We start from the raw sequence: 23,788 nt of genomic DNA on the forward strand, positions 1-23,788 counted from the left end.
CTGTGGTGGAAAGCATATAGAGGAGTGAGGGGTTTTTATGTATTATCCATATAGAATGCCTATTGAACAACAGCTTGGAAGACAGTACCACCAAGGCGGGAATCAGCACCATGGAAACCAACATCATCATGGCGGGAGTCAACAACACGGGGGCCAATACCATCATGGCGGAAATCAACAACACGGGGGCCAATACCATCATGGCGGAAATCAACAACACGGGGGCCAACACCATCATGGTGGGAGTCAACAACACGGAGGCCAATACCATCATGGCGGAAATCAACAACACGGGGGCCCACACCATCATGGTGGGAGTCAACAACACGGGGGACAACACCATCATGGTGGGAGTCAACAACACGGGGGACAACACCATCATGGTGGGAGTCAACAACACGGAGGCCAATACCATCATGGCGGAAATCAACAACACGGAGGCCAATACCATCATGGTGGGAGTCAACAACACGGAGGCCAATACCATCATGGCGGAAATCAACAACACGGGGGCCATCATCATGGTGGCCAGAATACAGCTAACACAGACTTGGGAGTTTTAGGTGCTGGCCTGCTCGGACTAGGATTAGGGTATTTAGGATCTGGTTTAGCACACGGTCCTGTTCCAGCGGGATATGGTGGATTTAGCGGTTATGGCGGCTATCCACCGGCACCGGTACCTTATGGGTTTGGCCAAGGATTGGGATATGGGTATCCCGGTGCCATCCTAGGCAGCTACTCTGGAATCGGTCCAAATTTAAGCGGCACCTTTCAATCCTATCCAAATGTCGGAGGCTATGGCACCTGGTCACCAGCTGAATATGGTATACCAAGATAGCTCTATTAAAAACACCAAGTTGAATAGCATAGAAAAAAGCAGGTTATCTGTACGAACCTGCTTTTTGTCTTACAATTCAACCTGCTATTTATTTCTCATATAACTCAATCGGCAGCCCATCAGGATCGGAAAAGAAGGTAAATTTCTTGTTTGTTAATGGGTCAACACGAATCGTTTCAACCGTTACGTCCTGATTCTGTAAAACTTCCACCGCCTCTGCAATATCATCCACCTCAAAGGCAAGATGGCGTAATCCCGCCGCTTCAGGATAGCTTGGCCGCGGCGGCGGATCCGGGAACGAGAATAACTCGATTTGATAGTGTCCATCTATTTCCAAATCAAGTTTATAAGATTCTCTTTCCTCCCGGTAGACTTCCCGGGCAGGTGTAAGTCCAAGAACACGAACATAGAAATCCTTAGATTTTTGATAATCCGAACAAATTACGGCAATATGATGGATCCTCTTTAACTTCATCTAAACACTCCTCGAACGTGATACAACAAAAACAAAACAAGGCTTTAGTTCCCACCGAAATCCGCTGGCCTTTCATCGCGGCTTTCAAAATGGTAGAGGATCGCTTCGACGATTCGTTTGGAGGCAAAGCCGTCTCCATATGGGTTTGAAGCTTTGGCCATTTGATCATGCGCAGACTTGTCAGATAAGAGCTCATCAGCTAATCCAAAGATCGTCTCTTCATCTGTCCCGGCCAATTTCAATGTGCCGGCTTCAATCCCTTCAGGACGCTCCGTTGTGTCCCGAAGTACAAGTACAGGTACACCTAATGATGGCGCTTCTTCCTGAACGCCTCCTGAATCGGTTAAAATCAAATAGGCTTTCGAAGCAAAATTATGGAAATCAATCACATCTAATGGTTCGATAAGATGAATTCGGTCATTTTCCCCTAGTATCCTGTTAGCAATTTCCCGGACAACGGGATTCATGTGAACGGGATAAACAACTTGGACATCATTATGTTTTTCCACCACCCGGCGTATCGCCCGGAACATGTTTTCCATTGGCTTCCCGGTATTTTCACGACGGTGGGCAGTCATTAGAATTAAACGGTCACTCCCTAATTTTTCTAAAACTGGATGGGAATAATTAGCTTTCACAGTCGTTTTTAATGCGTCGATGGCTGTGTTGCCTGTAATAAAAATAGCTTCCTCTTTTTTATTTTCCACTAATAGATTTTGTTTTGACTGGACGGTTGGCGAAAAATGAAGATCGGCCAAAACCCCTGTCAGCTGACGGTTCATTTCCTCAGGGTATGGCGAATATTTGTTGTGAGTTCTTAGCCCCGCCTCTACATGCCCAATCGGAATAGAATGATAAAAAGCAGCTAAGCTTGCCACAAAAGTGGTCGTTGTATCGCCGTGAACCAGCACAATATCCGGCTTTACATCAGCAAGAACTTGATTAAGCCCTTCCAGGCTGCGCGTTGTCACATCAATTAATGATTGTCTGGCTTTCATGATATTCAGATCATAATTAGGTGTTATGTCAAAAATGTTCAATACCTGGTCAAGCATTTCGCGGTGCTGTGCTGTAACCGTTACGATTGATTTGATTTGATCGGGATATTTTTCTAATTCTTTGACAAGAGGGGCCATTTTGATTGCTTCAGGCCTAGTTCCGAACACTGTCATTACCTTCAATTGTTTCACCATAAAAACCTCCAAATTCTCCATCTATATTCATCATTCACTTCTAAAGTTCCGTAATAAATTTATATCTATATATTATTTTTCGACTCACTAACATGATAACAAATTACGGATGATGGGAAAAGCGATAACCGAAATCTCTCACCCGTGGGGAGGAAAAAAAGGCACACTTGTGACGCAGTAAATAGGAGTTTGAATCCCAAGGTACTTTTTTACTTCAATGTTTTTTCCGAAAACACAGGTAAAAAAACCTGAATTTCGCCTAAGCCCTGACCAATTGACTCTATTTAGCATAAATAATAAATAAAGGAGAGGAAAAAGCCATGAATATTATTCAACGACTCATTCCTGCTTCAAACTCTAGCACACGCCCCGGTTTAAAATTAGTCCCCAAATACATTACTATCCATGAAACCGACAATACAAGCAGAGGGGCCGATGCTGAAGCACATGCAACATTACAACAGCGCGGGAATGACCGCACAGCATCTTGGCATTTAACAGTTGATGACCATGAAATCATTCAATCCATCCCTTTTGATGAAGTGGCATGGGCTGCAGGCGATGGGCATAATGGCCCAGGTAATCGAACGTCTATCCATATTGAAATGTGTGTAAATGCAGACGGCAATTATCAGCAAACCGTATTAAATACAGTCGAGGTCGTCCAATATTTAATGAGCCGGTTTAACATATCAAGTGATCGTATTGTACCTCATAAACATTGGACGGGTAAGAACTGCCCGAGAAATTTATTGCCTCAATGGGATAATTTTATTAAACGGCTTCAAGGAAGTAATGCCGGCTGGTTAAAAAAAGGCAGCCAATGGTTTTTCCAAAAAAACAGCGAAATCCAAACGGGATGGATCATGAATCAAAGCAAGTGGTATTATCTTAATACCAAAGGTGTCATGCAAACGGGATGGGTGAAGGTGAAGAATAACTGGTACTATCTCGATGCCTCCGGCGCCATGAAGACCGGTTGGGTGAAACTAAACGGCATTTGGTACTATCTTAACAGCGATGGTGTCATGCAAACGGGATGGCTAAAGCTAGAGAATAAGTGGTACTATCTCGATACCTCCGGCGCCATGCAAACTGGCTGGGTGAAGCTAAAAGGCATTTGGTACTATCTTAACAGCAATGGTGTCATGCAGACTGGATGGCTAAAGCTGAAGAATAACTGGTACTATTTGAATGAGGATGGGGCGATGCAAACCGGCTGGTTAGAGATTGACGGAAAAAGGTATTTCCTCGCTCAAGATGGTGCGATGAGAACAGGCTGGCTAAAAGATCAATCTAAATGGTATTTTTTGAATCCAAATGGTGAAATGGCAATTGGCTGGATCCAGGATAATAGCAAGTCCTACTACCTCGATGCCAAGGGAGTAATGGTAACAGGGATCCAAACCATTGATGGCAAAAAATATACCTTTGACAATGATGGTGCCCAAATTATTGAAGAACCTTCTGCTATAGGTGGCAACCCTAAAGATAACGGCGGAGAGGGTTCAACAACTAGCGATGCCGGGATGGAACCGGACGTGACAACCCCTGCCGAAAAAGATACTGCGAATGATTCGGACGTGACAGCTCCGACTTCGGAAAATGCTGTGAAGGAACCGGACGTGACAACTATCACCTCAGTAGATATAGAGAATGAGCAGGACGTGACAACCCCTGCCGAAGTAGATACAGCCAATGAGCAGGACGTAGAAAACAGCTGATTCGCAAGTCTTTTCATTTAAGGTTTAAGATGAGCCTGCTCCCTCTGGAGACAGGCTTTTTATTTACAGAAATTCACCTTTGTCAACTGAGTATGGTAACTAGACTAAAGCCAATTCTCCGAGTTATCGTGAGTTTTCCAAAAATTCACTTAGTACAAATTACCTTTCTCCTGTCCCGGAATATATTGCAGAGTGAAATGAAATAACCAATCCAAGAGGTGAAAGTAATTTTGAAGAAAAGGGCTCTTTTTACCATACCACTTAGCTTGTTACTCATTGCTGTAATTGTTACCTCCTTCTTCCTCATGAATATCAAACCAGCAGAAGGCAAAATAGCTCAAGCACAAAAACTGGCCGAGTACACAAAGCCGGCAGTTGTTCGAATCGTTGATTACGCTGTTGTCGGATGGCAGTTTAATAACCCAGATGATCCCGAAGTCATGGCTGTGTTGGATCAACTGGGCTACCAATCAGTTGTTGGCGGCTCCGGTTCTGGTGCGATTATTAGTTCAGATGGCTACATTGTCACTAATGCCCATGTGGTCGAAGCAACGCAAATGAAAGACGAGGACATTGCCAATGCGGCATTTCAACAGCTCGTCGGTATAGTAGCTGACTACTTTAAAGTTGACTATGAAACAGCATACCAGTACATGCTTGCCTACACCCAATACACGGGGATTCAAAAGGTATTGAAGGTTATTTTACCTGGCGGAGATGTCCTCGATGGCGAGGTTAAAAGCTATGGTGCCCCTGTCAATGAGGGGAAGGATGTTGCTGTATTAAAAATTGAAGGGAAAAACCTGCCTACTTTACAGCTTGGCAATTCCGATGACATTCAGAACCAGGATAATATTTGGGTAAGCGGCTACCCTGCTGCAGCCGATTCTGATCTTTTGTCACCAGATTCATCATTGGTTTCATCAATGAATGCCGGTCAAATTTCAGCTACTTCGAAAAAGACAGAACAAGGAAGCCCTGTTATTCAAATTAACGCAGCCGCCACACATGGTAATAGCGGCGGGCCTGTTATAAATGAAAATGGCGAGATTATTGGATTGCTCACCTTTAGAGGCGACACAGTGAATGGCCAAGAGGTGCAAGGCTTTAATTTTGCCGTGCCAGTGAATACGGTGAAGGAATTTGTCAACCAAGCAGGTGTCAGGGATTTCAAGAGTGAAACAGATAGGCTTTATCAAGAAGGACTGGATTTGTATTGGGGCGGCTACTATAAGCACGCATTAGAAAAGTTTGAAGCGGTCCAGCGTATCTATCCAAATCATTCGGAAATCAAGCAATATATCGCCAATTCTGAGAAAAAGATGAGCAGCAGTAAGACTTTATGGTCCGATTATACGACGATCTTCTATATCGTCGATGGTGTTTCAGGATTACTCATTCTTGTGTTGCTTTTGTTTACCTTTGCCTTTAAGCCGAAAAAACCGGCTGTCGCTGTGGCAGCACCTGCCGCTACGCCTATCAATCCGGCACCAGTGGCGCCTGCACCACCGCCACCAGCTGCACCTGAAAACACATTGGCTGACCTAAACAAAGATGGCAAAATCGACGTCCAAGACATCCTCCTCGCCCTCCAAGAGCACCAGAAAAAACAAAAGAAAGACGACGATAGTGGAAATGGTGCCTGACACCCTTTCTACTATTGGCAAGTGGGATGCAGTTTTAATTCTGCATCTCTTTTATTTTTGTATTTTCGTTTTTCTTTCTGTCGGCTGCATATGGATATGATATTATTCATAGAATATTGGGATTTCTTTACTGCTAGTGGTAAAATGAATAGTAGTTATTTATCATCTCCACAGACCAAATCTCCTGAGACCTGCTAAAACCTAATCTTAAAGATTACAAAGCTGCTAACATCTTGAACCTACTCCCTTGTAAGCTAACACATCATCTACCGCTAAGAACCTAACCTGTATATGAGCGGTGCCTGACATCCTGTTTTATGTTGTTAAATGAAGGGAGTTTTGCCGATGAAGTCTCACAAGCGGAAAAGCAGTAAATGGGTAAAGGTTACGGGAATTATTCTTTTACTACTGTTTATCACTGTAGGAGTTTATGCCTACACCGTTTATTCATCCTTAAAAAATGCCGTAGTAACGATGCACCAGCCGATTGAAAGAGAGGTATCTGTCAAACGGGAAACACCCGTGGTCTTTAAAGAAAAAGACCCCTTTTCTGTTTTAATGCTTGGTGTTGATGAGCGGGAAGGCGATAAGGGGCGATCTGACACGATTATTGTCTTAACGGTAAATCCAAACAACAATTCCGTGAAAATGCTCAGCATCCCCCGTGACACTCGCACCGAAATTATCGGAAAGGGCACGGAGGATAAGATTAATCATGCCTATGCTTTCGGCGGGGTGCCAATGGCGATGGACACCGTTGAACATTTCCTCGATATCCCAATCGACTATTATATGCAAATTAATATGGAAGGATTTAAGGATATTGTCGATGCCGTTGGCGGTGTAAAGGTCCAAAATGACTTGGATTTTTCCCAGGATCATTTCCACTTTGCAAAGGGAGAAATCACGCTTAACGGAGAGCAGGCGCTTAGTTTTTCCAGAATGCGCTATGAAGACCCACGGGGCGACTTCGGCCGTCAATCCAGACAGCGGCAAATCATCCAGGCGGTCATAGATAAAGGTGTAAGTTTATCAAGCTTAACGAATTTTTCTGACTTCTTCACTGCCATTGGAAAAAATATAAAAACAAATTTGACCTTTGAACAAATGACAGATATCCAAAAAAACTATCGAGATGCCGGAAAAAATATTCAGCAAATGGAAATCAATGAAACGGGCACCATGATCAATAAGATCTACTATGGCGTAGTTGCAGCAGAAGAAAAGCAGCGAATTCAGACTGAACTAAAGAAACAACTGGAATTACAATGAAGCGGAGAGCTTTCATAGTGAAATCAGCTGACTGAACAGACCGTCCCACCAAGACGGCTTGTTTAGTCAGCTTTTTTTGGCCCAAAAAAACAATTCGTAATACAGCAGAGATAAATTGATATGACAATTTGTTTCTCATCGGAAACATTTCTCACTTAGTGCATATAAAGTAGAAGCAAAACTAAAAGGTTTATAAAATCGAATGTTTTTCGATGAGGACATTTTCATAAAGGAGTGAAATGAAGGTGACTGAAAATCTGTTATTAGCCTTCGGATTAACATTATTTGCAGGCCTTGCAACTGGAATTGGCAGCATTCTTGCCTTTTTCACTTCACATACCAACACCAAATTTTTATCGGTAACCCTTGGATTCTCCGCTGGGGTAATGATTTATGTATCTATGGTTGAAATCTTTGTTAAGGCAAAAATAGCACTCGTTGACGCACTGGGAAATGGACCTGGTAACTGGTTAACCGTCGGGGGTTTTTTTGGCGGCATGCTCTTGATTGCCAGCATTGACAAATTTATTCCAAAACAAAGTAATCCCCATGAACTAAAAACAGTGGAAGACATGCAGGTTCCCGGCAGTAAAGGCACACATCCTGATTTATTAAAAATGGGGACCTTTACAGCGCTGGCAATCGGAATTCATAACTTTCCTGAGGGGATTGCAACCTTCACCTCGGCACTGCAAGACCCGGCACTTGGAATTGCCATTGCAGTGGCAATTGCCATCCACAATATTCCAGAAGGGATTGCCGTTTCCGTCCCAGTCTATTTCGCAACAGGTGACAAGAAAAGAGCCTTCAAGCTTTCTTTCTTATCCGGTTTATCGGAACCTATTGGCGCATTGGTCGCTTACCTCTTCCTTATGCCATTTCTGAATGACATCATGTTTGGAGTAATATTCGCAGCTGTGGCGGGCATTATGGTATTTATCTCCCTTGATGAATTACTGCCCGCAGCCAAAAGATACGATGAGGCCCACTTATCCATCTATGGATTGATTGGCGGCATGGCTGTAATGGCCCTTAGCTTACTTTTGTTTATTTAATCACAGGCACCGTTGGAAGCACTATTAAAGTGGACCGGGAGGATTTTCATCCTCTCGGTCTCTGTTTTTAGCCAGCAGGTTGTTACAATTCTGCTAAACTTTCCATTGAAATCAAACTCAAATCACCTCAAAATGATAGTAAGAGCATTTTGGTAAATTCTCCCGAATATCCTGTGAGATATCAATACAATTTTTCTATATAAAATTGTTCCCATTTTAGATTTGGTGGTGATTCAAGTGATATGGCTGTATTTTGTTCTATCCTATTTGATTGGTAATATCATGTTTGGCTACTTGGTTACAAAAGCCCTCTATCGCAAGGATATTCGTCTTCATGGGAGCGGGAATGTCGGAGCCCGGAATGCCGGCCGTCTTCATGGAAAGAAGGCGTTTGTCGCTATTTTTCTGGGCGATGCTTTAAAAGGTGCTGCCGTCATTTGGATCGCCCGCTCCCTTCATTTTCATGAACATGTTCAATTGCTTGGCCTGGGGATGGTGATACTTGGCCATATTAAGCCTGCCGTATTGAAATTCAAGGGCGGGAAAGGAATCTCCACTTTTATTGGAGGAATGGTTTGTTTCGAACCACTGATAATTCCTGTCATCCTGCTGGCATTTTTCGCCCTTTATCCCTTTATCAAAAGTTTTACCATTTCCGGGTTAGGGGCATTCCTTGCCATTCCTGTCTTTCTATTTTTCAAGCAATATAATGGGATAACCTGTCTTATTGAACTTGCCATTACCGGCGTCATTTTTCTAGCACATTCTGAAAATATCAAAGAAAGGTTGAATAACCGTGGACAATAATCAGTCGTATTTTTTTAAAATTGCAACCAGCCATCAAGAATTTGAACGCATTCATCAGTTAAACTATCAAACTTTTTCAGAAGAAATTCCCCAGCATAAAAAAAATGAACAAAAACAATTAGTGGATCCTTTCCATCATGAAAATACATATATTATTTGCATCAAAGGTGATGAGCTTGTCGGAATGGTTGCCGTCCGCAGCCAGCGTCCGTTTTCACTCGATCGGAAAATAGGTGCCGTTGAAGATTCATTGCCTTTTAAAGTCAATCAGCCCTGTGAGGTTCGGCTTCTGGCGGTCAAAAAGGAATACCGAAATGGCCGCGTCTTTGCCGGGCTTGCGCAATTTTTAGCAACATATTGTTTAGAAAAGGGATATGATCTTGCTGTGATCTCAGGCACGGTCCGTCAATTAAAGCTTTATAACCAAATGGGATTCCAGCCATTTGCCCGGCTTACCGGAACAGAAGAAGCCCGTTTCCAACCAATGTATTTAACGAAAGCAACGTTTGACGCATCGTTTGCTGGCAGAATTCTCAGGCCAACTGTCCCGTTTTTACCAGGTCCGGTCCAAATCCCTGAAAAAGTCCGGACAGCACTAATGGGCAGCCCCTACTCCCATCGTTCAGATGTTTTTCGTGAAAAGCTAGACAGGGTCAGAAGCATCTTTCGCCGCTTAACGAACTGTGAACATGTTCAAATCTTAGCTGGGACGGGTTCACTGGCCAATGAGGTCGTAGCTGCTCAGCTTTCATTATTGAACGGAAGAGGATTGATTTTAGCGAATGGAGAGTTTGGCTGCCGCTTAGTGGACCAAGCACGGCGGCAGGGACTAAACTTTGATGTGTTGGAAAAAGATTGGGGTCACGCTTTTTCCAAGGAAGAAATTGCTGCGAAAGTATCCAATGAGTCGACATGGATTTGGGCTGTCCATAGTGAGACGTCAACTGGCATGTTAAATGACTTGACGGTTCTTAAGGGGATTGCGGAAGAGTACAGCCTGAAGCTTTGTCTTGATTGCATCAGTTCCATTGGTGCTGTGGAATTGAATTTATCGGGGGTTTTTCTTGCAACAGGTGTTAGCGGGAAAGCGTTGCGTGCCTATACCGGGCTGTCCTTTGTTTTTCATCACCACGAGGTTGCACCCTCGCCGGTGCTTCCGAAATACATTGATTTAGGTGTCTACATGCTAAAGGACAGCATCCCGTTTTCTCATTCAACTAACTTAGTGGAAGCGCTGCTTGTGGCATTGGAGAATATTACTGACGAAACTTACCGAGAGATTGCCGAAGCGCATCAGTGGTTGAAAAATAAGCTAAAAAGTTACGGCTTTCAGTTGATATCAAACGACGAGCATCGTTCTCCGATGATCTTAACCATTGAGCTCCCGGAAACTGTCTCCTCTTATGAAATCGGGAAGCTTCTTTATTACAATGGATACCTATTACATTTTGAGAGCGAATACTTAAGGCAGCGAAACTGGATTCAAATTGCCTGCATCGGGCATGATTCCACATCGACCTTAGAAAAGATGATCACGCTATTTCACCGAATATTCACATACGAATCAAAGCTGCATCAATTGCAGCCCCAACGTTACTAAAACCAATAGCCCAAATAAGGCGCAAGTCCGGATCCGGCACCCCATCAAGCAGCAGGGGATATCCCTTCGTCCTCCGCTGCTTCATAAGCAAACCAAACTGTCCACCCCATATGGACACTGTCCACGGATGGTGCCTGACACCCTTTACACTGTATTCAACTTTATCGCCTCGTTAATGCTTCGGTCGGTGATGGCCGGGGTTCCTTGGAGGTCTGAGATGGTGCGGGCGAGGCGGATGATTTTGATTTGGGTCCGGTTGCTCCAGTTTTCATTGATGGCTTGCTTTTGCAGATTTGATTGTTGTGTGACTGTTAGGGGACTTGCTCGCAGAAGGATATCATAAAGTACTCGACCATTGCAAATCTCCCCGCCATAGCGGTCATATTGCCTTTCCCTAGCCTGCCGCGCTCTTTCCTGTACAATTTTTGACGGTTCCTCCTGCTCATGAATCCCTCCTTTTGCAGCATTTAAATAAACTGGTCTTAATGTAAGATTAATATCAAACCGATCCCTTAGTGGACCCGAGAGCCTATTTTGATAGGTGAGGATTTGTTTTGTCGAGCAGGTACAATAATGAGCATTCGAGCCGGCATATCCACATGGACAAGGATTCATGGCAGCTATTAATAGAAAAGAAGCGGGATAGGAGATTGAGGCATGTGTGCGGCTAATCGTTATCGACCCGTTTTCGAGTGGCTGCCGCAGCATATCCAGTGTTTTCCTTGGAAACTCCCCAATTTCATCAAGAAATAAAACACCCCGATGGGCAAGCGATATTTCACCCGGCTTTGGGTATTGACCGCCGCCGATGATAGCTACCCCTGAAGCGGAATGATGAGGACACCGATAGGGAGGCAGATGACTCTGTGAGTATGTGCTTCGACTTAATTGATACAGGCTAAGTACCTCGAGCCAGGCTTCTTTTGATAAGAATGGCAAAATAGACGGGAAGCTTTCAGCCAGCAAGCTTTTTCCACATCCAGGCGGCCCTGTCATCAATACATGATGTTCCCCGGCTGCAGCTATCTCAAGTGCGTGTTTGGCATCTCCATGCCCGAAAATTTGCTGAAAATCTAAATAACGATTCTCACTGATGGCTCCCTCGTTTTCCATCGTTTCATGTACAGGCGGGACCCATTGACCCCCAAGATGGCCGATGACATCTTTTAATGAAGTAATATAAATAATTTCTAACCCTTCAAAATCAAGTTCCGGCAGATGTTCATCTAACGGGATATAAAGTCTTCGAATCCCTTGCCTCTTTGCTGCAAGTACAGCAGGCAGCAGTCCCTCAACTGGCTGAACTGAACCGTCCAAGGAAAGCGCCCCGAGGAAACCAGTATCATCTGGTATCGACGCTTCCAGCTCATGCAAGCTCAGCAGCAGCCCAATCGCCATCGAAAAATCAAACATCGGCCCCATTTTCTTCTGATCGGCCGGCGAAAGATTAATGATAATTTTGTTACCGGATAGCACGTAGCCTAACGAACTGAGGGCCGCAATAATTCTCTCCCTCGACTCTTTTACAGCAGCGTCCGGCAGTCCAACAATTTTAAATGAGTCATCATTACCGACATATGTCCCAACCTCCACATTCACCCGGTATCCTTCCATCCCCTTAAGGCCGATACTCGTTACTCGAGCCCACATGGAAACCACTCCCCTTCCCGTTTGGTAATTTTTCCATCTTCCCAAAAAAACTTGTCCGTTCCTCGGGATTTCAAATATTGATGATAATAATAGGGTTGCGGATCAGGGAAATAAGAAAGAATTGGTTTGGGGTCAATATGAGGGTTTGCTTCAGCTTCACCGTAGAGAAAGGCACGGCAGCTGCTCCAGGGATAATCCTCAGGCGCCGTCACCATCCCGGCTTCTACCGGGTTTAGATGAATATATTTACTGACATCAATCTCATATTCACGAGAGTTGAGGAGCTCGGCACCATAGCGCTTTTCAAACACGTGGCCGGAAAAATCATACTTTTGGTTAATATATTTTGCGTATTTCGTATTGAGATGTTTCATGATGCTGCTGAGCGGGGTGTCAAGCGTTTCAATCTGGAGATGGGTATGATTACTCATTAAGCAGTAAGAATGGAGATGAAAGGGGTGCCGCTCCCTCGTTTCTTCTATGTAAGCCAAATACCTTCCAAAATCCTTATCCTCAAAAAATAACGAACTCTTCCGAATACCTCTGCTGGTCACATGATACTTCGCACCTTCAAACCATAAGCGAATCCTACGGGCCAAATCAATCACTCCTATAAAATATTATTATGATGGAAATGGTAGTATGGGTGTCAGGCACCATTCCCTTCTTTTTCATTATACAAATATTTTCTATGTTGGTTGGCGCTTTTTGATTATGTAACAAATTGTTCAAAGATGTGGTTTGGGGTGTTGTGCTTTCACTTGGGGTTTAATGGTATATTTTTTTTGTTTTGAAAAAACGACCAAGCCTGAAGTGTGACAGGAATGAATAAAAGGTCCTCTGCCTTAATATTTATTAATAAATGTCTTATCATTTCTTACTTTCTATTTAGGAGGAATGTCTCTGAAAAGTGTAAGAATGATTCAAAGAATAGTTGGTGTCCTCCTTCTTGTGTACGGGATTTATCTTATTTTCGTCACACAGGAATTCTTTGGTACCTTACTAATTATTATAGCTTTTTTAATTTTCCCCAGTTTAAGTAAAGAAAAAGCGCGATCCTCAAGCGACAATCTTAATAATCACGTTTACTACAATGATTCCGCCAATGATCATATCCACGTGGGGAATGGGGAGTCAAGTGACGACTACGATGACAGTGGTGGCTCCGGGGAGGAAGAAGGTGGAAATTCTGACGGTGGCGGAGACAGTGGAGAGTCCACTGGCGGGGGAGGTGACGCCGACTAACACCTCCCAACCCCCCCTCTTTTTACTATAGTCAAACACAAAAATGCCCCGATGCCAGTTCATTTCGGGGCATTTTCCTATTATCGGAGTGTTTCACTTCTTCGCTTTTGCAAAATAATACAGAAACCACACAGCGTGATTTTGCTCGTCTGCAGCTGCCCTCCTGAAAACCTCTTTAATGAAGGAATCTTTCGAAGCATCCGAAATTTCTAAGTAAAAATCCACTGTTTTTTGCTCATCCTCTAAGGCAAATTCCAATCCCTGTAAATATACCCCCGGACACCCCTCATTCATTTTGGGCTGAGGAGGCATTCCAGTTAGGCCACGATAAATTTGAACAAATTGCTGATAATGTTTTATTTCATCCTGTCGAATCTCAAGGATTCGCTCCCTTTCCTTCTTATGCGGTGCTAAATTGGCCAGCCTCGCATAACAATCAATAGCACTATATTCACCATTAATAGCTTTTTCAATATCCTGAATCAATGTATTAGATTGCCGATATAAGGCATCATGGTAATTTGTATAAGGATACATAAAAGAACCTCCCCGTTTATCTTCATTTTATATCCTATGTGGCAACGGGAAATGGGTGTATGATGGGACATATTTGAAACCTCTCTTATTGTTTCATCTGTGCGGTTGTTTACTTGTTCACTTTTTCCTAAAATAGAACTTCACACCCATCGCAAAATCACCCCTTATTTAAAAGATTCCTTACAAAAATCGCCTTATTCCCCGGGAAACTTACGATTTTTGATCTTTTTCCACTCTGATCCCTTAATTCATACGCCAACCTTCTCTATGAAATTACGTTTTTTTCCTAATACAGGAAGAATTTTGGCGATTTATACTTCACATAACCAGAAATAGAGTTTAATATAAACATATCTATTTCCGGTGTAGCGGCCATTTTGTCCACACAGGGCGTGACGAAACGGGTAAATAGGTTCATTAGAATAATTAGAAAAAGAGGGGAAAGGGAATAAGGCATTGAAAAGGAAACTCATCATTTTATCAATTTTCGCATTGCTTTTATCAATGGGATTAGGAAATTCACCTTCCTATGCTGTCAATTGGGGCTGGTCAAAAGAAAACGGTAAGTGGTATTTCTACCAAAACAATACAGCAGCAACGGGATGGGTCTATAGCGGGAATAAATGGTATTACATGGACGCAAAAGGAGTCATGCTGACAGGCTGGCTAAAATCTGAAGGAAAATGGTATTATCTGCAAGGCGATGGGGCGATGAAAACCGGCTGGCTGTATACCGGCGGTAAGTGGTATTTTCTCCAGGCAAACGGAGAAATGAAAACCGGCTGGTTGAATATCGGGGAGAAATGGTATTTTCTCCAGGACGATGGGGCCATGAAAACCGGCTGGCTCAAATTGGATAACGTCTGGTATTATCTCAAGTCAAGCGGGGAACGAGCCACAGGGCTTTTAAGTCTAGCGGCGGAACTTTTCTATTTTAATAGTTCAGGAGTTATGCTCGAGAACCAGTGGCAGGAAGTCGGCGGCAAAAAATATTACTTTAAGAGTGATGGCTATGCTGCATTAGGCCCTGTAGATATTGGTGAGAAGAAATATCTTTTTAATACTAATGGCGCATTAATTTCCGGATGGGGATTAAGCGGCGGCAAGTGGTACTATTCCGACCAAGAAGGCATCGTTCAAACCGGCTGGCTGGCCGAGAACGGTAGAAAATATTATTTAAACCAAAATGGGACCATGCAAACAGGCTGGTATGAAGAGCAAGGAAAAAAGTACTTTTTTAATAATAGCGGGGCATTAACAACCGGAATCGCCGTAGTAGGCGGTAAGGGCTACTATTTTGATCAGGACGGTGTCCTTTTTATCGGTGATTGGCTTACGGTCAATTCGAAAAAATATTACGCAAATGAGACAGGACAGCTTCAACAGGGCTGGTTCAAACTAAATAACATTTGGTATTATGCTGCCTCCGATTTTTCGCTCCAGACAAACTGGTTGTTAACCGGTGGGAATTGGTACTTTTTAAATTCACAAGGGGAAATGCAAACAGGCTGGTTTCAAGATAACAAAGGACGGTATTATTTAAATTCAAGCGGGGCCATGCAGACTGGATGGCTCAAATTGGATGGAAAATGGCATTTCTTTAACCAATCCGGTGCATTACAAATTGGCTGGTTTAAAGTGAATAACTATTGGTATTATTCCGATTCCGACGGGATCATGCTGACTGGCTGGATTACGGTTGGCAGTGTGGATTACTTTTTAGATGCCAATGGCGCATGGAATCCTTATGCTCATTCGAAGGATTCGACAACCAAAACAATTGTCTTGGATGCCGGGCATGGCGGCTATGATGGCGGCGCCAGTGCGGCCGGTATTTTTGAAAAGAACATCAACCTACAGGTCACCTTAAAATTTGCTGATCTCTTAAAAAATAACGGCTACACCGTCTATTTAACGAGAAGCACTGATGAATTTGTTTCATTGGACGGGCGTGTAGAGTTATCGAATTCGATCAAACCGGATGCATTTATCAGTATTCACGTGAATTCGTCTACTAGCAGCGGGGCGCAGGGAATTGAAACCTATCATAATTCAGCAGATGGGGTCATGTCTGCGGAAAGCAAGCGGCTCGCTTCCTTCCTTCAGGATGAAATTATTAAAACAACCGGGGCGGTCTCAAGGGGTATAAAGGATGAGAGCTTTAGAGTTATCCGGGGCAATCAAACCCCCGCCGTCCTAGTCGAAATCGGCTTCATTTCAAATGACAAAGAGCGGGCAAATCTTGTTAATGACAGCTATCAAAATAAACTCTGTTCGGGGCTGCTTAACGGGGTCATGAAATTTTTTCAGTAATTAATCCCTAACCAAGTTCACGGTATAAGGAAAAGCCGCATTTTACCAAGAGGTCAACTCCAAGTAAAATGCGGCTTTTCTAAATTTCACAACCACACCTCTTGTGGTACGTTCACAACCACCGGCAAAAGAGCACAGAATTCGGAACTGTCCACCCCAGATGGAACGTGTCCACGAAGGGTGCCTGACACCATTTATACTTGCTGGGTGTTGTTTTCCGTTTTTTCTTTGGTGCTGTTTGGTTTTTTATTTCCTTCTTCCTCTGCGGCGATGAGTTCTTTTAGGAATTGCAGCAGCTCATCATGAATGCCTTCTTGCTGGAGGGCTACTTCGATTGTTGTTTTGACGAAGCCAATTTTTTCACCGACATCGAACCGCTTTCCTTCGAAGTTATAAGCAAAGACGCGCTGGATTTGATTTAGCTTTTGGATGGCATCCGTTAACTGGATTTCACCGCCAGCCCCTTCCTCCTGCTGGTCTAGGAACATAAATATTTCAGGAGTTAGGATATATCTTCCCATAATCGCCAAGTTAGATGGAGCTGTTCCAGGCTTTGGCTTTTCAACAAAGTTTTTGACTTGATAACGTCTGCCTTCCTGCGCAAGCGGATCGACAATCCCGTACCGGTGTGTTTCATTTTCCGGAACATGCTGTACCCCAATAATCGACGAGAAGGTCGCTTCATACTGGTCAATCAATTGCTTTAAACATGGGGTATCACTTTGGACAATATCATCACCCAACAGCACGGCAAATGGCTCGTCGCCAATAAAATTCCGCGCGCACCACACTGCATGCCCCAGTCCTTTCGGCTCTTTCTGACGGATATAATGGATATCAGCAAGATTGGAGGTGTAGTTTACCTTATTTAAGAGATCCCACTTTTCTTTTTCAAGCAAGTTCTTCTCAAGCTCAGGAGCAAAATCAAAATGATCCTCAATTGCCCGTTTTCCTTTACCTGTTACGATAATAATATCTTCGATTCCAGCAGCAATTGCTTCCTCAACAATATATTGAATCGTTGGCTTATCCACAATCGGAAGCATTTCTTTTGGCATTGCTTTGGTTGCTGGTAAGAAACGTGTACCTAATCCAGCAGCTGGGATAATTGCTTTACGAACCTTTTTCACAGCCTGTCTCTCCTTTTTTCGTCACTCATTATATGCAAATTATGACAATATTTTTATATTTACCCAATATGAACCACAATAATCGAAATTATTATACCACATGCCCACATCAAAAATGGGATTCAGCCTATTTTATTCCCAAAGTTCCACAGACTAATGTGCCTTCATGGTGCTTGACACCCATAATCATGTTATCATAGTAGCAAAATTAAAAAATATCAATCTATTGCTAATGGTGCCTGACACCACGAAAAGACAGTATTCCACCTGGGGCGGACAATTGAAATGCCTCGCCGCTCCCCGAGGGTATGTTTGGGTGATTGTTATTGTGGAAAGGGGTTTCTGTGTTACTATGTCATCTTTTATTGATGTACCAAATGGTGTGTTTCATGCTGTTTGCCCGCTGGACTGCCCGGATCAGTGCGGGTTGCTTCTGCATAAGGTGGACGGAAGTATTGTAAAGGTAGTGGGTGATCCCGAGCATCCGGTAACCAAAGGTCATATCTGCAACAAGGTTCGCAACATGTCAGAGAGAATTTATGATGAAAGTCGCCTGCAATACCCGTTAAAACGTATCGGCCCCAAAGGTGAGGGGAAGTTTGAACGAATCAGCTGGGAGGATGCTCTAAGCACCATTACTTCCCGATGGAAGAATCTCATTGCCACAGATGGACCGGAAAGCATTCTCCCCTACAGCTTTTACGGAAACATGGGAAGGCTAAGCGCTGAAGGCATGGACCGCCGTTTTTGGCATCACTTGGGTGCCTCAAGACTGGACCGGACCATTTGTAACTCAGCTGGCGCAGCAGGGTATCAATATACAATGGGTGCAAGCCTCGGAATTGACCCTGAGGATACGGTTCATTCCAAGCTGTTCATCTTTTGGGGTATTAATGCGGTAAGCACCAACATGCACCAGGTCGCCCTGGCCCAGCAGGCCCGCAAGCAAAACGATGCCAAAATCATCGTCATCGATGTTCATAAAAATCAAACAGGCAGAATGGCAGATTGGTTTATTCCGATTCGGCCAGGGACGGACAGTGCCCTCGCCCTCGGGCTGATGCATGTGTTATTTGCCGAAGATATGGTAGACCACGATTTTTTGAAGAAATATACCGTCGGCGCCGAGGAACTGCACGACCATGTCGTTCAATATGACCCTGTCAAAGTTTCCGAAATTACCGGCGTACCTGCAGAAGACATTTACAAGCTGGCCAGGATGTATGGCGCAATGTCACCTTCCTTTATCCGCATCGGCAACGGTCCCCAGCATCATGACAATGGCGGCATGTTCGTCCGTACTATCTCATGCCTTCCTGCCCTAACCGGTCAATGGCTCGTGAAAGGCGGCGGTGCCATTAAAGGTAATTCTGCCTACCTTGCCCTAAACACTGCGAGCCTGCAGCGGCCAGAGCTTTTGAAAAATAAAAATACCCGGGTCATCAACATGAACTTGCTGGGCGATGCATTATTAACACTGGACCCGCCGATTAAATCACTGTATGTATATGGTACCAATCCCGCTTTAGTTGCACCGTCAAGCAATAAAGTCAGAGAAGGTCTTGCGCGAGAAGATTTATTCCTTGTCGTTCATGATTTATTTTTAACAGAAACGGCCAAGTATGCCGATCTTGTTCTGCCAGCAACTTCGTCTTTTGAAAACACGGATTTATACACATCGTACTGGCATCATTATGCCCAAATCCAGCAGCCGCTCATCACACCATTCGGGGAGTCAAAATCAAATGTGGACGTCTTCCGTTTACTGGCAAATGGAATGGGATTTGGTGATGATGCAGCTTTCACAGAAACAGAGACAGCGATGATTGCAAGCGCCCTGAATCATCCTCAAAATCCATATTTGGAGGGGATTGATTACGACGCTTTATCTGAACAGCACTATCTGAAAGCCAAGGTCAAACCGCTGTTCCCCGGGACACTTCCGACACCTAGTGGAAAAATAGAGCTATATTCCGAGAGGATGAAACAAAATGGGTATCCTGCCCTGCCAACCTATATCCCGCTCGTGAATGATGGAGACCATCGCACTCAATTTGTTCCCGGGCCGAATCATAATTTCCTAAATTCCACATTTTCCAATAACCGGAAACATATCAGCCTGGAAAAAGAACCTAAGTTACATATGAATCGGTTAGATGCGCTTGAGGCTGGCATTGTGGATGGAGACAGAGTGCGGGTGTGGAATGATCGCGGGGAATGTGTGCTTCAGGCAGTGGTCGGGGAAAATGTCCTACCAGGAGTGGTCGTGTCACAAGGACTCTGGTCGGATGGTACGGCCAGGTCAGAAGAAGATTCAACAGCCCCAAAATGCCTCGTTAACTCGCTAACCCCCGACCGCATCAGCGATATGGGAGGCGGCGCTACCTTCTTTTCAGGAAGGGTAACTGTGGAAAAAATGTAGTTTTGCGCATGAAGTTACTAGTCTTTTTAATATATCGGTCGCTTAGAGCCTTATTAGCGACCGTTTTTTTGATGCTTCCTTCTGTTAAAAAAGCTGACCGACCCGCTCTTCAATTTGAGTGGTAGATTTCATTATCTCCCCAAAAGATACCGGTTTACCACCTCACCTAATAAAACAAGCACACTCTTTAACTCAATACACCGCAGGCATCAAATGCAACCACGTGCGCCATAAAAAAACTGCAGGAATCCGCACATTCCCGCAGCATGTTAAAATACCCTTCACGATGCCTGACACCCTATTTACTCTCGTCATAGGGCAAAGGGTGTCAGGCACCCTTTGTTCAGGCGCTCTTTGTTCTAGTGAATCCAGGCGCCGTCTTTGCCGAGTTTGTATTTACCGATATAGGTGTTGTAGGCCATGCTTCCATCGGATTTGAGGTAGTACCATTTTCCGCCTGTATATACCCATCCTGTAGCCATTTCACCACTTTGATTCATGTAGTACCAAGATGACCCTGATTTCACCCATCCGGTTAGCATTGCGCCGTTATTATTCATGAAGTACCATGTATTTCCTGTTTTCACCCAGCCCGTTTTCATGGCGCCACTTGTGTCCAAGAAGTACCATTTCCCGCCTGTATATACCCAACCGGTTTTCATATCACCATTTGGATTCAGGAAGTACCATTTTCCGCCTGTATATACCCATCCCGTAGCCATTTCACCATTATTTTTCATGAAATACCAGCTCGGACCGGATTTTAACCAGCCTTTTGTAAGCTTATCTGTACCAGCCGTATAATGGTACCAACTGTCACCTAATGGGACCCAACCTGTAATAGCAGCCTTGGTCGAAGTGTGGAAATAAACCGGTAATACATTAAGTTCCTCCGGCTCCTCCCCATTAGTATATGAAACAACAAATGCAACATAATCAGTATCAGGCTTTAATCCTGTTAAAAAGACATTTTTAGATGTCGTTTTCACTTCAGAACCTTCTACATCACTAAACCGTTCACCGTAATAAACTTTATAATAATCAGGTTTAACCTCACTGAAATCATTCCAGGCCAGTCCAAACGCTTTATTGGAAACGATCTTTTTGTCTTCAGCCAGTAAACTATATACCACATCTACTCCATTACTGGCCAACTGGTCTGCAACCTTTCTTGCACTGCTGCCTTTTGAAAAATTGATCGGAGTATAATAAAAGAATACTGTTTCAAGACTTTCTAGCGTAAGAAGAGTTTCAATGTCCTTAACTTCAGTTCCGGATAAATCAAGGTAATATAAATGTTTCAACCCAGCCAAAGGTCTGATATCAGAGATAGGATTATTGGATAGATCGAGGATCTCCAGGTTTTCAGCTTTCTCAAGTCCCGAAATTGATGAAATCCCTTGATCGTATGCATATAATTCTGTCAAATGGTCAAGGTCACTTTCATATAGGCCGCGGGTTTCAATTCCCAACTGATCTTTAATGGCTTCAGCTAGGTTGGCATCCTTAAGGGTAACAACCCCACCGCTTGGTGCTTCATAGGTTGTAAATTCAAATGTCGTTTCCTCATTTGTCCATACGCCGTCTTTCAAAACCTTAATCGTTATGGAATACGTTGTATTCGGCTCCAAGTTTTTAATCGAATATTCATTTTCTTCTTCATTTGGGTTTGCTGGTAGAGTCGCAACTTGGTTGCCATTCAAAAGAATTTGATAGGAAATCCTTGGGCTTCGATAATCGTACATCCAAGATATCCACACTGAATTTTCTGTGAATTTATAGTCTGTGACATAGACCGGTTCAACCACTTCTTCCCCATTATCCTCAGCATTAAGCTGATTCTCACCTGTCGCTGCCTTTGACTGCAATAGCTTTTGCTCGAACTGAATTTTTGCCTGTGTAAAATCATGTGCCGGTTCTTGCGCGAAAGCAGTAACCGGTGTCAACAATGACGCGCCGAGACCAATCGATAAGACGATCTTCGGCAATTTGTAACCTGCCATCTAATAATCCCCCTCTTAAACTGTTATTCTCTCATTTATAGTGAGCCCCATTATAGAATTCACACAACATTAATTATACTAGCAGACACCGTCATTTGACATAATCATTGAAAAAAATATCAAACTTAGTCAAAAATAGACAAATTGCAACCTAAAAAGCTCTCCGACGACAGATGTCAGAGAGCAAAGTTTAAACGTAAATTATGAAATAAAGACCCACATTCAATGGTGTGAAAATCCCCTAAAAAAGGTCATTGCACCTTTTTATTGATTTTTTTCAAAGCTTCTTTCGTTTCATTGAGATATTTTACCAGACGCAAGGGCTTACTTAACACTCTTTTCGGGAACCCCTCTATGAACTTCCCTTGATCCGTTTTATATTCATCAGTTAATCTTGTTGGTTTCGATGTAACGCGCTTATATACTTCTTTGTACAATTCCCTCATCGGACTCATATCTGTCTCGATTGTACGGCGGCAGTTCGTACAATCAATACTTTGAATCTTATCGTTTAAATATTGAACACGATGCAGGGTTTCGTCATGACAATGTGAACAATAAAGGGTGACATCTATTTCTGAAATCTTCATATAGGTCTTCTCCTTTACAAATATTCCACAGACTTTCTTTCAAAAAAGAACCCGTTATGCGGGCTGCTATCTTTTCAATCAAGTTATTTTTTCATATTATATAGTAATCAAACGATTGTGAACATGTACCTGATTTTACTCATTTTCCTCTACCTAAAATGATGATAAATTTAGTAGAAACTTACTATATTATATTATACCTCATGTTGATATTTTTTTAAAATTACACCTGCCATTTGTTCGTCAATAACCAGGACATCAATCAATTGGCCTCTTAACGCGCCAAGCACACTTTCTGCTTTCTGCTCTCCTTCTACAACAGCAATCACCATATTAATGTGTTTAATTTCTTCCATGGTAATGCCAATTACCTTACTGTATAAAGAATCATTAACTGAATTTCCGTTTTGATCGAAAAAGCGGTACCCAATGTCACCCACTACTCCCAATTCTCGAAGATGGCTTAAATCCGTTTCCTTCAAGTAACCAATATTCATTAATGTTGATTTCTTGAAGGGATTACCGATGCTGATCACGGCAATATCTACATTTCGTCCGCTTTCTAATACCGTTTCAATATCCTGCATCGCCATTAATCGATTTTTTAATTCTTCTGTTTCAACAATGGCGGGGGCATACAGATACGTACAAGCTCCGTTCATTTTTTTAGCTAAATCGTTTGCCAGTTGATTGGCATGGATGTTCACTGACTTAACTCCCATACCGCCCTCTAATGGGACAACCTTTATGTCTTCCCTGCGCTCATAAGGATATTCATGAACAAGGTGGGCAAGCGTCGTGCCCCATGAAATACCAATACTTTTGACACCTTTCATATTTTGCGATAAGTAGTTTGCACCTGCGAGACCAACTGCCCGTTTTGCCAATTCACTTGACACGCCGTTGGCGGGTACCACAACAGCATCCTTGAGACCAAAATATTTCTCAAGCTGCTGCTCCAATTCAACGGTTCGAACCGTTTCATCTTTAATATATATATTTACAATTCCCTCATCCTTTGCCTTTTGAAGCAATTTGGATATGACGGGTCTTGATACGCCCAATTTTGCAGCGATTTCAGCCTGTGTCCAGCCATCGTTATAATACATGCTGGAGACCTTAACCAATTGCCTTCTTTCTTGCCACTCCACGTAGACAGCCCCTTTGATAATAGCCCATGATATTTACAAATGTATTCTATAAGAACATTTTACATGATTTTCCTTCTAAAACCAATAAATCGTTTCATACCAACGCAGCACGCCGCCCCTTTTTAGCTAAAAAACAC

Annotated in this window: 20 protein-coding genes; 11 read left to right on the forward strand and 9 right to left on the reverse strand. The window is 43.3% G+C overall.

Annotated features, from left to right (window positions below; all coding sequences use genetic code 11):
* Positions 1–110 precede the first annotated feature (110 nt).
* Together FAY30_RS21040 and FAY30_RS21045 are read left to right on the forward strand one after the other, a co-directional pair.
* On the forward strand, positions 111–563 hold the full coding sequence (locus FAY30_RS21040) for a hypothetical protein (RefSeq protein ID WP_190284715.1): 453 nt from the start codon (positions 111–113) through the stop codon (positions 561–563).
* Positions 551–838 carry a spore coat protein gene (locus tag FAY30_RS21045; RefSeq protein ID WP_149871701.1) on the forward strand — a complete coding sequence of 96 codons (288 nt, stop codon included), beginning with the start codon at positions 551–553 and terminating at the stop codon, positions 836–838. The genes FAY30_RS21040 and FAY30_RS21045 overlap by 13 nt, the downstream gene beginning before the upstream one ends.
* An 88-nt stretch (positions 839–926) precedes the next feature.
* Here FAY30_RS21045 and FAY30_RS21050 read toward each other — a convergent pair whose 3' ends face one another.
* Together FAY30_RS21050 and wecB are read right to left on the reverse strand one after the other, a co-directional pair.
* A complete protein-coding gene (locus FAY30_RS21050; RefSeq protein ID WP_149871702.1) occupies positions 927–1,313 on the reverse strand; it encodes an SMU1112c/YaeR family gloxylase I-like metalloprotein in 387 nt (128 codons plus the stop codon).
* Between the two features lie 44 nt (positions 1,314–1,357).
* Entirely contained in the window at positions 1,358–2,506 is a 1,149-nt protein-coding gene (gene wecB / locus FAY30_RS21055; protein ID WP_149871703.1) for a non-hydrolyzing UDP-N-acetylglucosamine 2-epimerase, read from the reverse strand.
* Positions 2,507–2,826: 320 nt separating this feature from the next.
* Between wecB and FAY30_RS21060 the strand changes: the two genes are divergently transcribed.
* From FAY30_RS21060 to FAY30_RS21085, 6 genes are all read left to right on the forward strand, one after another.
* Positions 2,827–4,230, forward strand: coding sequence for an N-acetylmuramoyl-L-alanine amidase (locus tag FAY30_RS21060; RefSeq protein ID WP_149871704.1), 1,404 nt, complete (start codon positions 2,827–2,829; stop codon positions 4,228–4,230).
* Positions 4,231–4,460: 230 nt separating this feature from the next.
* On the forward strand, positions 4,461–5,876 hold the full coding sequence (locus FAY30_RS21065; protein WP_149871705.1) for a S1C family serine protease: 1,416 nt from the start codon (positions 4,461–4,463) through the stop codon (positions 5,874–5,876).
* A 345-nt stretch (positions 5,877–6,221) separates the two neighbouring features.
* Positions 6,222–7,148 carry a polyisoprenyl-teichoic acid--peptidoglycan teichoic acid transferase TagU gene (locus FAY30_RS21070; protein ID WP_149871706.1) on the forward strand — a complete coding sequence of 309 codons (927 nt, stop codon included), beginning with the start codon at positions 6,222–6,224 and terminating at the stop codon, positions 7,146–7,148.
* A 245-nt stretch (positions 7,149–7,393) separates the two neighbouring features.
* Positions 7,394–8,203: a zinc transporter ZupT gene (gene zupT, locus FAY30_RS21075; RefSeq protein WP_149872804.1), complete on the forward strand. Its 810-nt coding sequence runs from the start codon at positions 7,394–7,396 to the stop codon at positions 8,201–8,203.
* Between the two features lie 237 nt (positions 8,204–8,440).
* Complete coding sequence (locus FAY30_RS21080; protein ID WP_190284716.1) at positions 8,441–9,010, forward strand: glycerol-3-phosphate acyltransferase; 570 nt, start codon at positions 8,441–8,443, stop codon at positions 9,008–9,010.
* On the forward strand, positions 9,000–10,610 hold the full coding sequence (locus tag FAY30_RS21085) for an aminotransferase class V-fold PLP-dependent enzyme (RefSeq protein WP_149871708.1): 1,611 nt from the start codon (positions 9,000–9,002) through the stop codon (positions 10,608–10,610). The genes FAY30_RS21080 and FAY30_RS21085 overlap by 11 nt, the downstream gene beginning before the upstream one ends.
* Positions 10,611–10,754: 144 nt before the next feature.
* Here the strand turns inward: FAY30_RS21085 and FAY30_RS21090 are convergent, their stop codons facing one another.
* Complete coding sequence (locus tag FAY30_RS21090) at positions 10,755–12,260, reverse strand: YifB family Mg chelatase-like AAA ATPase (RefSeq protein WP_149871709.1); 1,506 nt, start codon at positions 12,258–12,260, stop codon at positions 10,755–10,757.
* Positions 12,245–12,859 carry a transposase gene (locus tag FAY30_RS21095; protein ID WP_149871710.1) on the reverse strand — a complete coding sequence of 205 codons (615 nt, stop codon included), beginning with the start codon at positions 12,857–12,859 and terminating at the stop codon, positions 12,245–12,247. The genes FAY30_RS21090 and FAY30_RS21095 overlap by 16 nt, the downstream gene beginning before the upstream one ends.
* A 298-nt stretch (positions 12,860–13,157) precedes the next feature.
* Here FAY30_RS21095 and FAY30_RS21100 point away from each other — a divergent pair, with 298 nt between their 5' ends.
* Positions 13,158–13,505: a hypothetical protein gene (locus FAY30_RS21100; RefSeq protein WP_149871711.1), complete on the forward strand. Its 348-nt coding sequence runs from the start codon at positions 13,158–13,160 to the stop codon at positions 13,503–13,505.
* Positions 13,506–13,598: 93 nt separating this feature from the next.
* Here the strand turns inward: FAY30_RS21100 and FAY30_RS21105 are convergent, their stop codons facing one another.
* The gene (locus FAY30_RS21105) at positions 13,599–14,042 is read right to left on the reverse strand and encodes a ferritin-like domain-containing protein (protein ID WP_149871712.1); all 444 of its coding nucleotides are present in this window, start codon (positions 14,040–14,042) and stop codon (positions 13,599–13,601) included.
* 456 nt (positions 14,043–14,498) lie between these two features.
* On the opposite strand from FAY30_RS21105, the gene FAY30_RS21110 reads away from it, so the two are divergent.
* Entirely contained in the window at positions 14,499–16,355 is a 1,857-nt protein-coding gene (locus FAY30_RS21110) for an N-acetylmuramoyl-L-alanine amidase (protein WP_149871713.1), read from the forward strand.
* A 194-nt stretch (positions 16,356–16,549) separates the two neighbouring features.
* On the opposite strand, the gene galU is transcribed toward FAY30_RS21110, so the two are convergent.
* Positions 16,550–17,485: a UTP--glucose-1-phosphate uridylyltransferase GalU gene (gene galU, locus FAY30_RS21115; RefSeq protein ID WP_149871714.1), complete on the reverse strand. Its 936-nt coding sequence runs from the start codon at positions 17,483–17,485 to the stop codon at positions 16,550–16,552.
* A 352-nt stretch (positions 17,486–17,837) separates the two neighbouring features.
* On the opposite strand from galU, the gene FAY30_RS21120 reads away from it, so the two are divergent.
* Complete coding sequence (locus FAY30_RS21120; RefSeq protein ID WP_149871715.1) at positions 17,838–19,907, forward strand: molybdopterin-containing oxidoreductase family protein; 2,070 nt, start codon at positions 17,838–17,840, stop codon at positions 19,905–19,907.
* A gap of 359 nt (positions 19,908–20,266) precedes the next feature.
* Here the strand turns inward: FAY30_RS21120 and FAY30_RS21125 are convergent, their stop codons facing one another.
* The 3 genes from FAY30_RS21125 to FAY30_RS21135 all read right to left on the reverse strand — a co-directional run bounded on the left by FAY30_RS21125 (position 20,267) and on the right by FAY30_RS21135 (position 23,609).
* The gene (locus tag FAY30_RS21125; RefSeq protein ID WP_149871716.1) at positions 20,267–21,910 is read right to left on the reverse strand and encodes a leucine-rich repeat domain-containing protein; all 1,644 of its coding nucleotides are present in this window, start codon (positions 21,908–21,910) and stop codon (positions 20,267–20,269) included.
* A gap of 251 nt (positions 21,911–22,161) precedes the next feature.
* On the reverse strand, positions 22,162–22,500 hold the full coding sequence (locus FAY30_RS21130) for a bh protein (RefSeq protein WP_149871717.1): 339 nt from the start codon (positions 22,498–22,500) through the stop codon (positions 22,162–22,164).
* 194 nt (positions 22,501–22,694) lie between these two features.
* Complete coding sequence (locus FAY30_RS21135; protein WP_149872805.1) at positions 22,695–23,609, reverse strand: sugar-binding transcriptional regulator; 915 nt, start codon at positions 23,607–23,609, stop codon at positions 22,695–22,697.
* Positions 23,610–23,788 lie beyond the last annotated feature (179 nt).

Source organism: Bacillus sp. S3 (assembly GCF_005154805.1).
Lineage (GTDB): Bacteria > Bacillota > Bacilli > Bacillales > Cytobacillaceae > Neobacillus.

What these genes read in the sequence shown, in the direction of transcription:
- FAY30_RS21125 (WP_149871716.1), bottom strand. Translation starts at nt 21,910, where the DNA reads ATGGCAGGTTACAAATTGCCGAAGATCGTCTTATCGATTGGTCTCGGC.
- FAY30_RS21070 (WP_149871706.1), top strand. Translation starts at nt 6,222, where the DNA reads ATGAAGTCTCACAAGCGGAAAAGCAGTAAATGGGTAAAGGTTACGGGA.
- FAY30_RS21100 (WP_149871711.1), top strand. Translation starts at nt 13,158, where the DNA reads ATGTCTCTGAAAAGTGTAAGAATGATTCAAAGAATAGTTGGTGTCCTC.
- FAY30_RS21120 (WP_149871715.1), top strand. Translation starts at nt 17,838, where the DNA reads ATGTCATCTTTTATTGATGTACCAAATGGTGTGTTTCATGCTGTTTGC.
- FAY30_RS21050 (WP_149871702.1), bottom strand. Translation starts at nt 1,313, where the DNA reads ATGAAGTTAAAGAGGATCCATCATATTGCCGTAATTTGTTCGGATTAT.
- FAY30_RS21130 (WP_149871717.1), bottom strand. Translation starts at nt 22,500, where the DNA reads ATGAAGATTTCAGAAATAGATGTCACCCTTTATTGTTCACATTGTCAT.
- FAY30_RS21105 (WP_149871712.1), bottom strand. Translation starts at nt 14,042, where the DNA reads ATGTATCCTTATACAAATTACCATGATGCCTTATATCGGCAATCTAAT.
- FAY30_RS21040 (WP_190284715.1), top strand. Translation starts at nt 111, where the DNA reads ATGGAAACCAACATCATCATGGCGGGAGTCAACAACACGGGGGCCAAT.
- FAY30_RS21135 (WP_149872805.1), bottom strand. Translation starts at nt 23,609, where the DNA reads ATGTATTATAACGATGGCTGGACACAGGCTGAAATCGCTGCAAAATTG.
- FAY30_RS21090 (WP_149871709.1), bottom strand. Translation starts at nt 12,260, where the DNA reads ATGTGGGCTCGAGTAACGAGTATCGGCCTTAAGGGGATGGAAGGATAC.
- wecB (WP_149871703.1), bottom strand. Translation starts at nt 2,506, where the DNA reads ATGGTGAAACAATTGAAGGTAATGACAGTGTTCGGAACTAGGCCTGAA.
- FAY30_RS21060 (WP_149871704.1), top strand. Translation starts at nt 2,827, where the DNA reads ATGAATATTATTCAACGACTCATTCCTGCTTCAAACTCTAGCACACGC.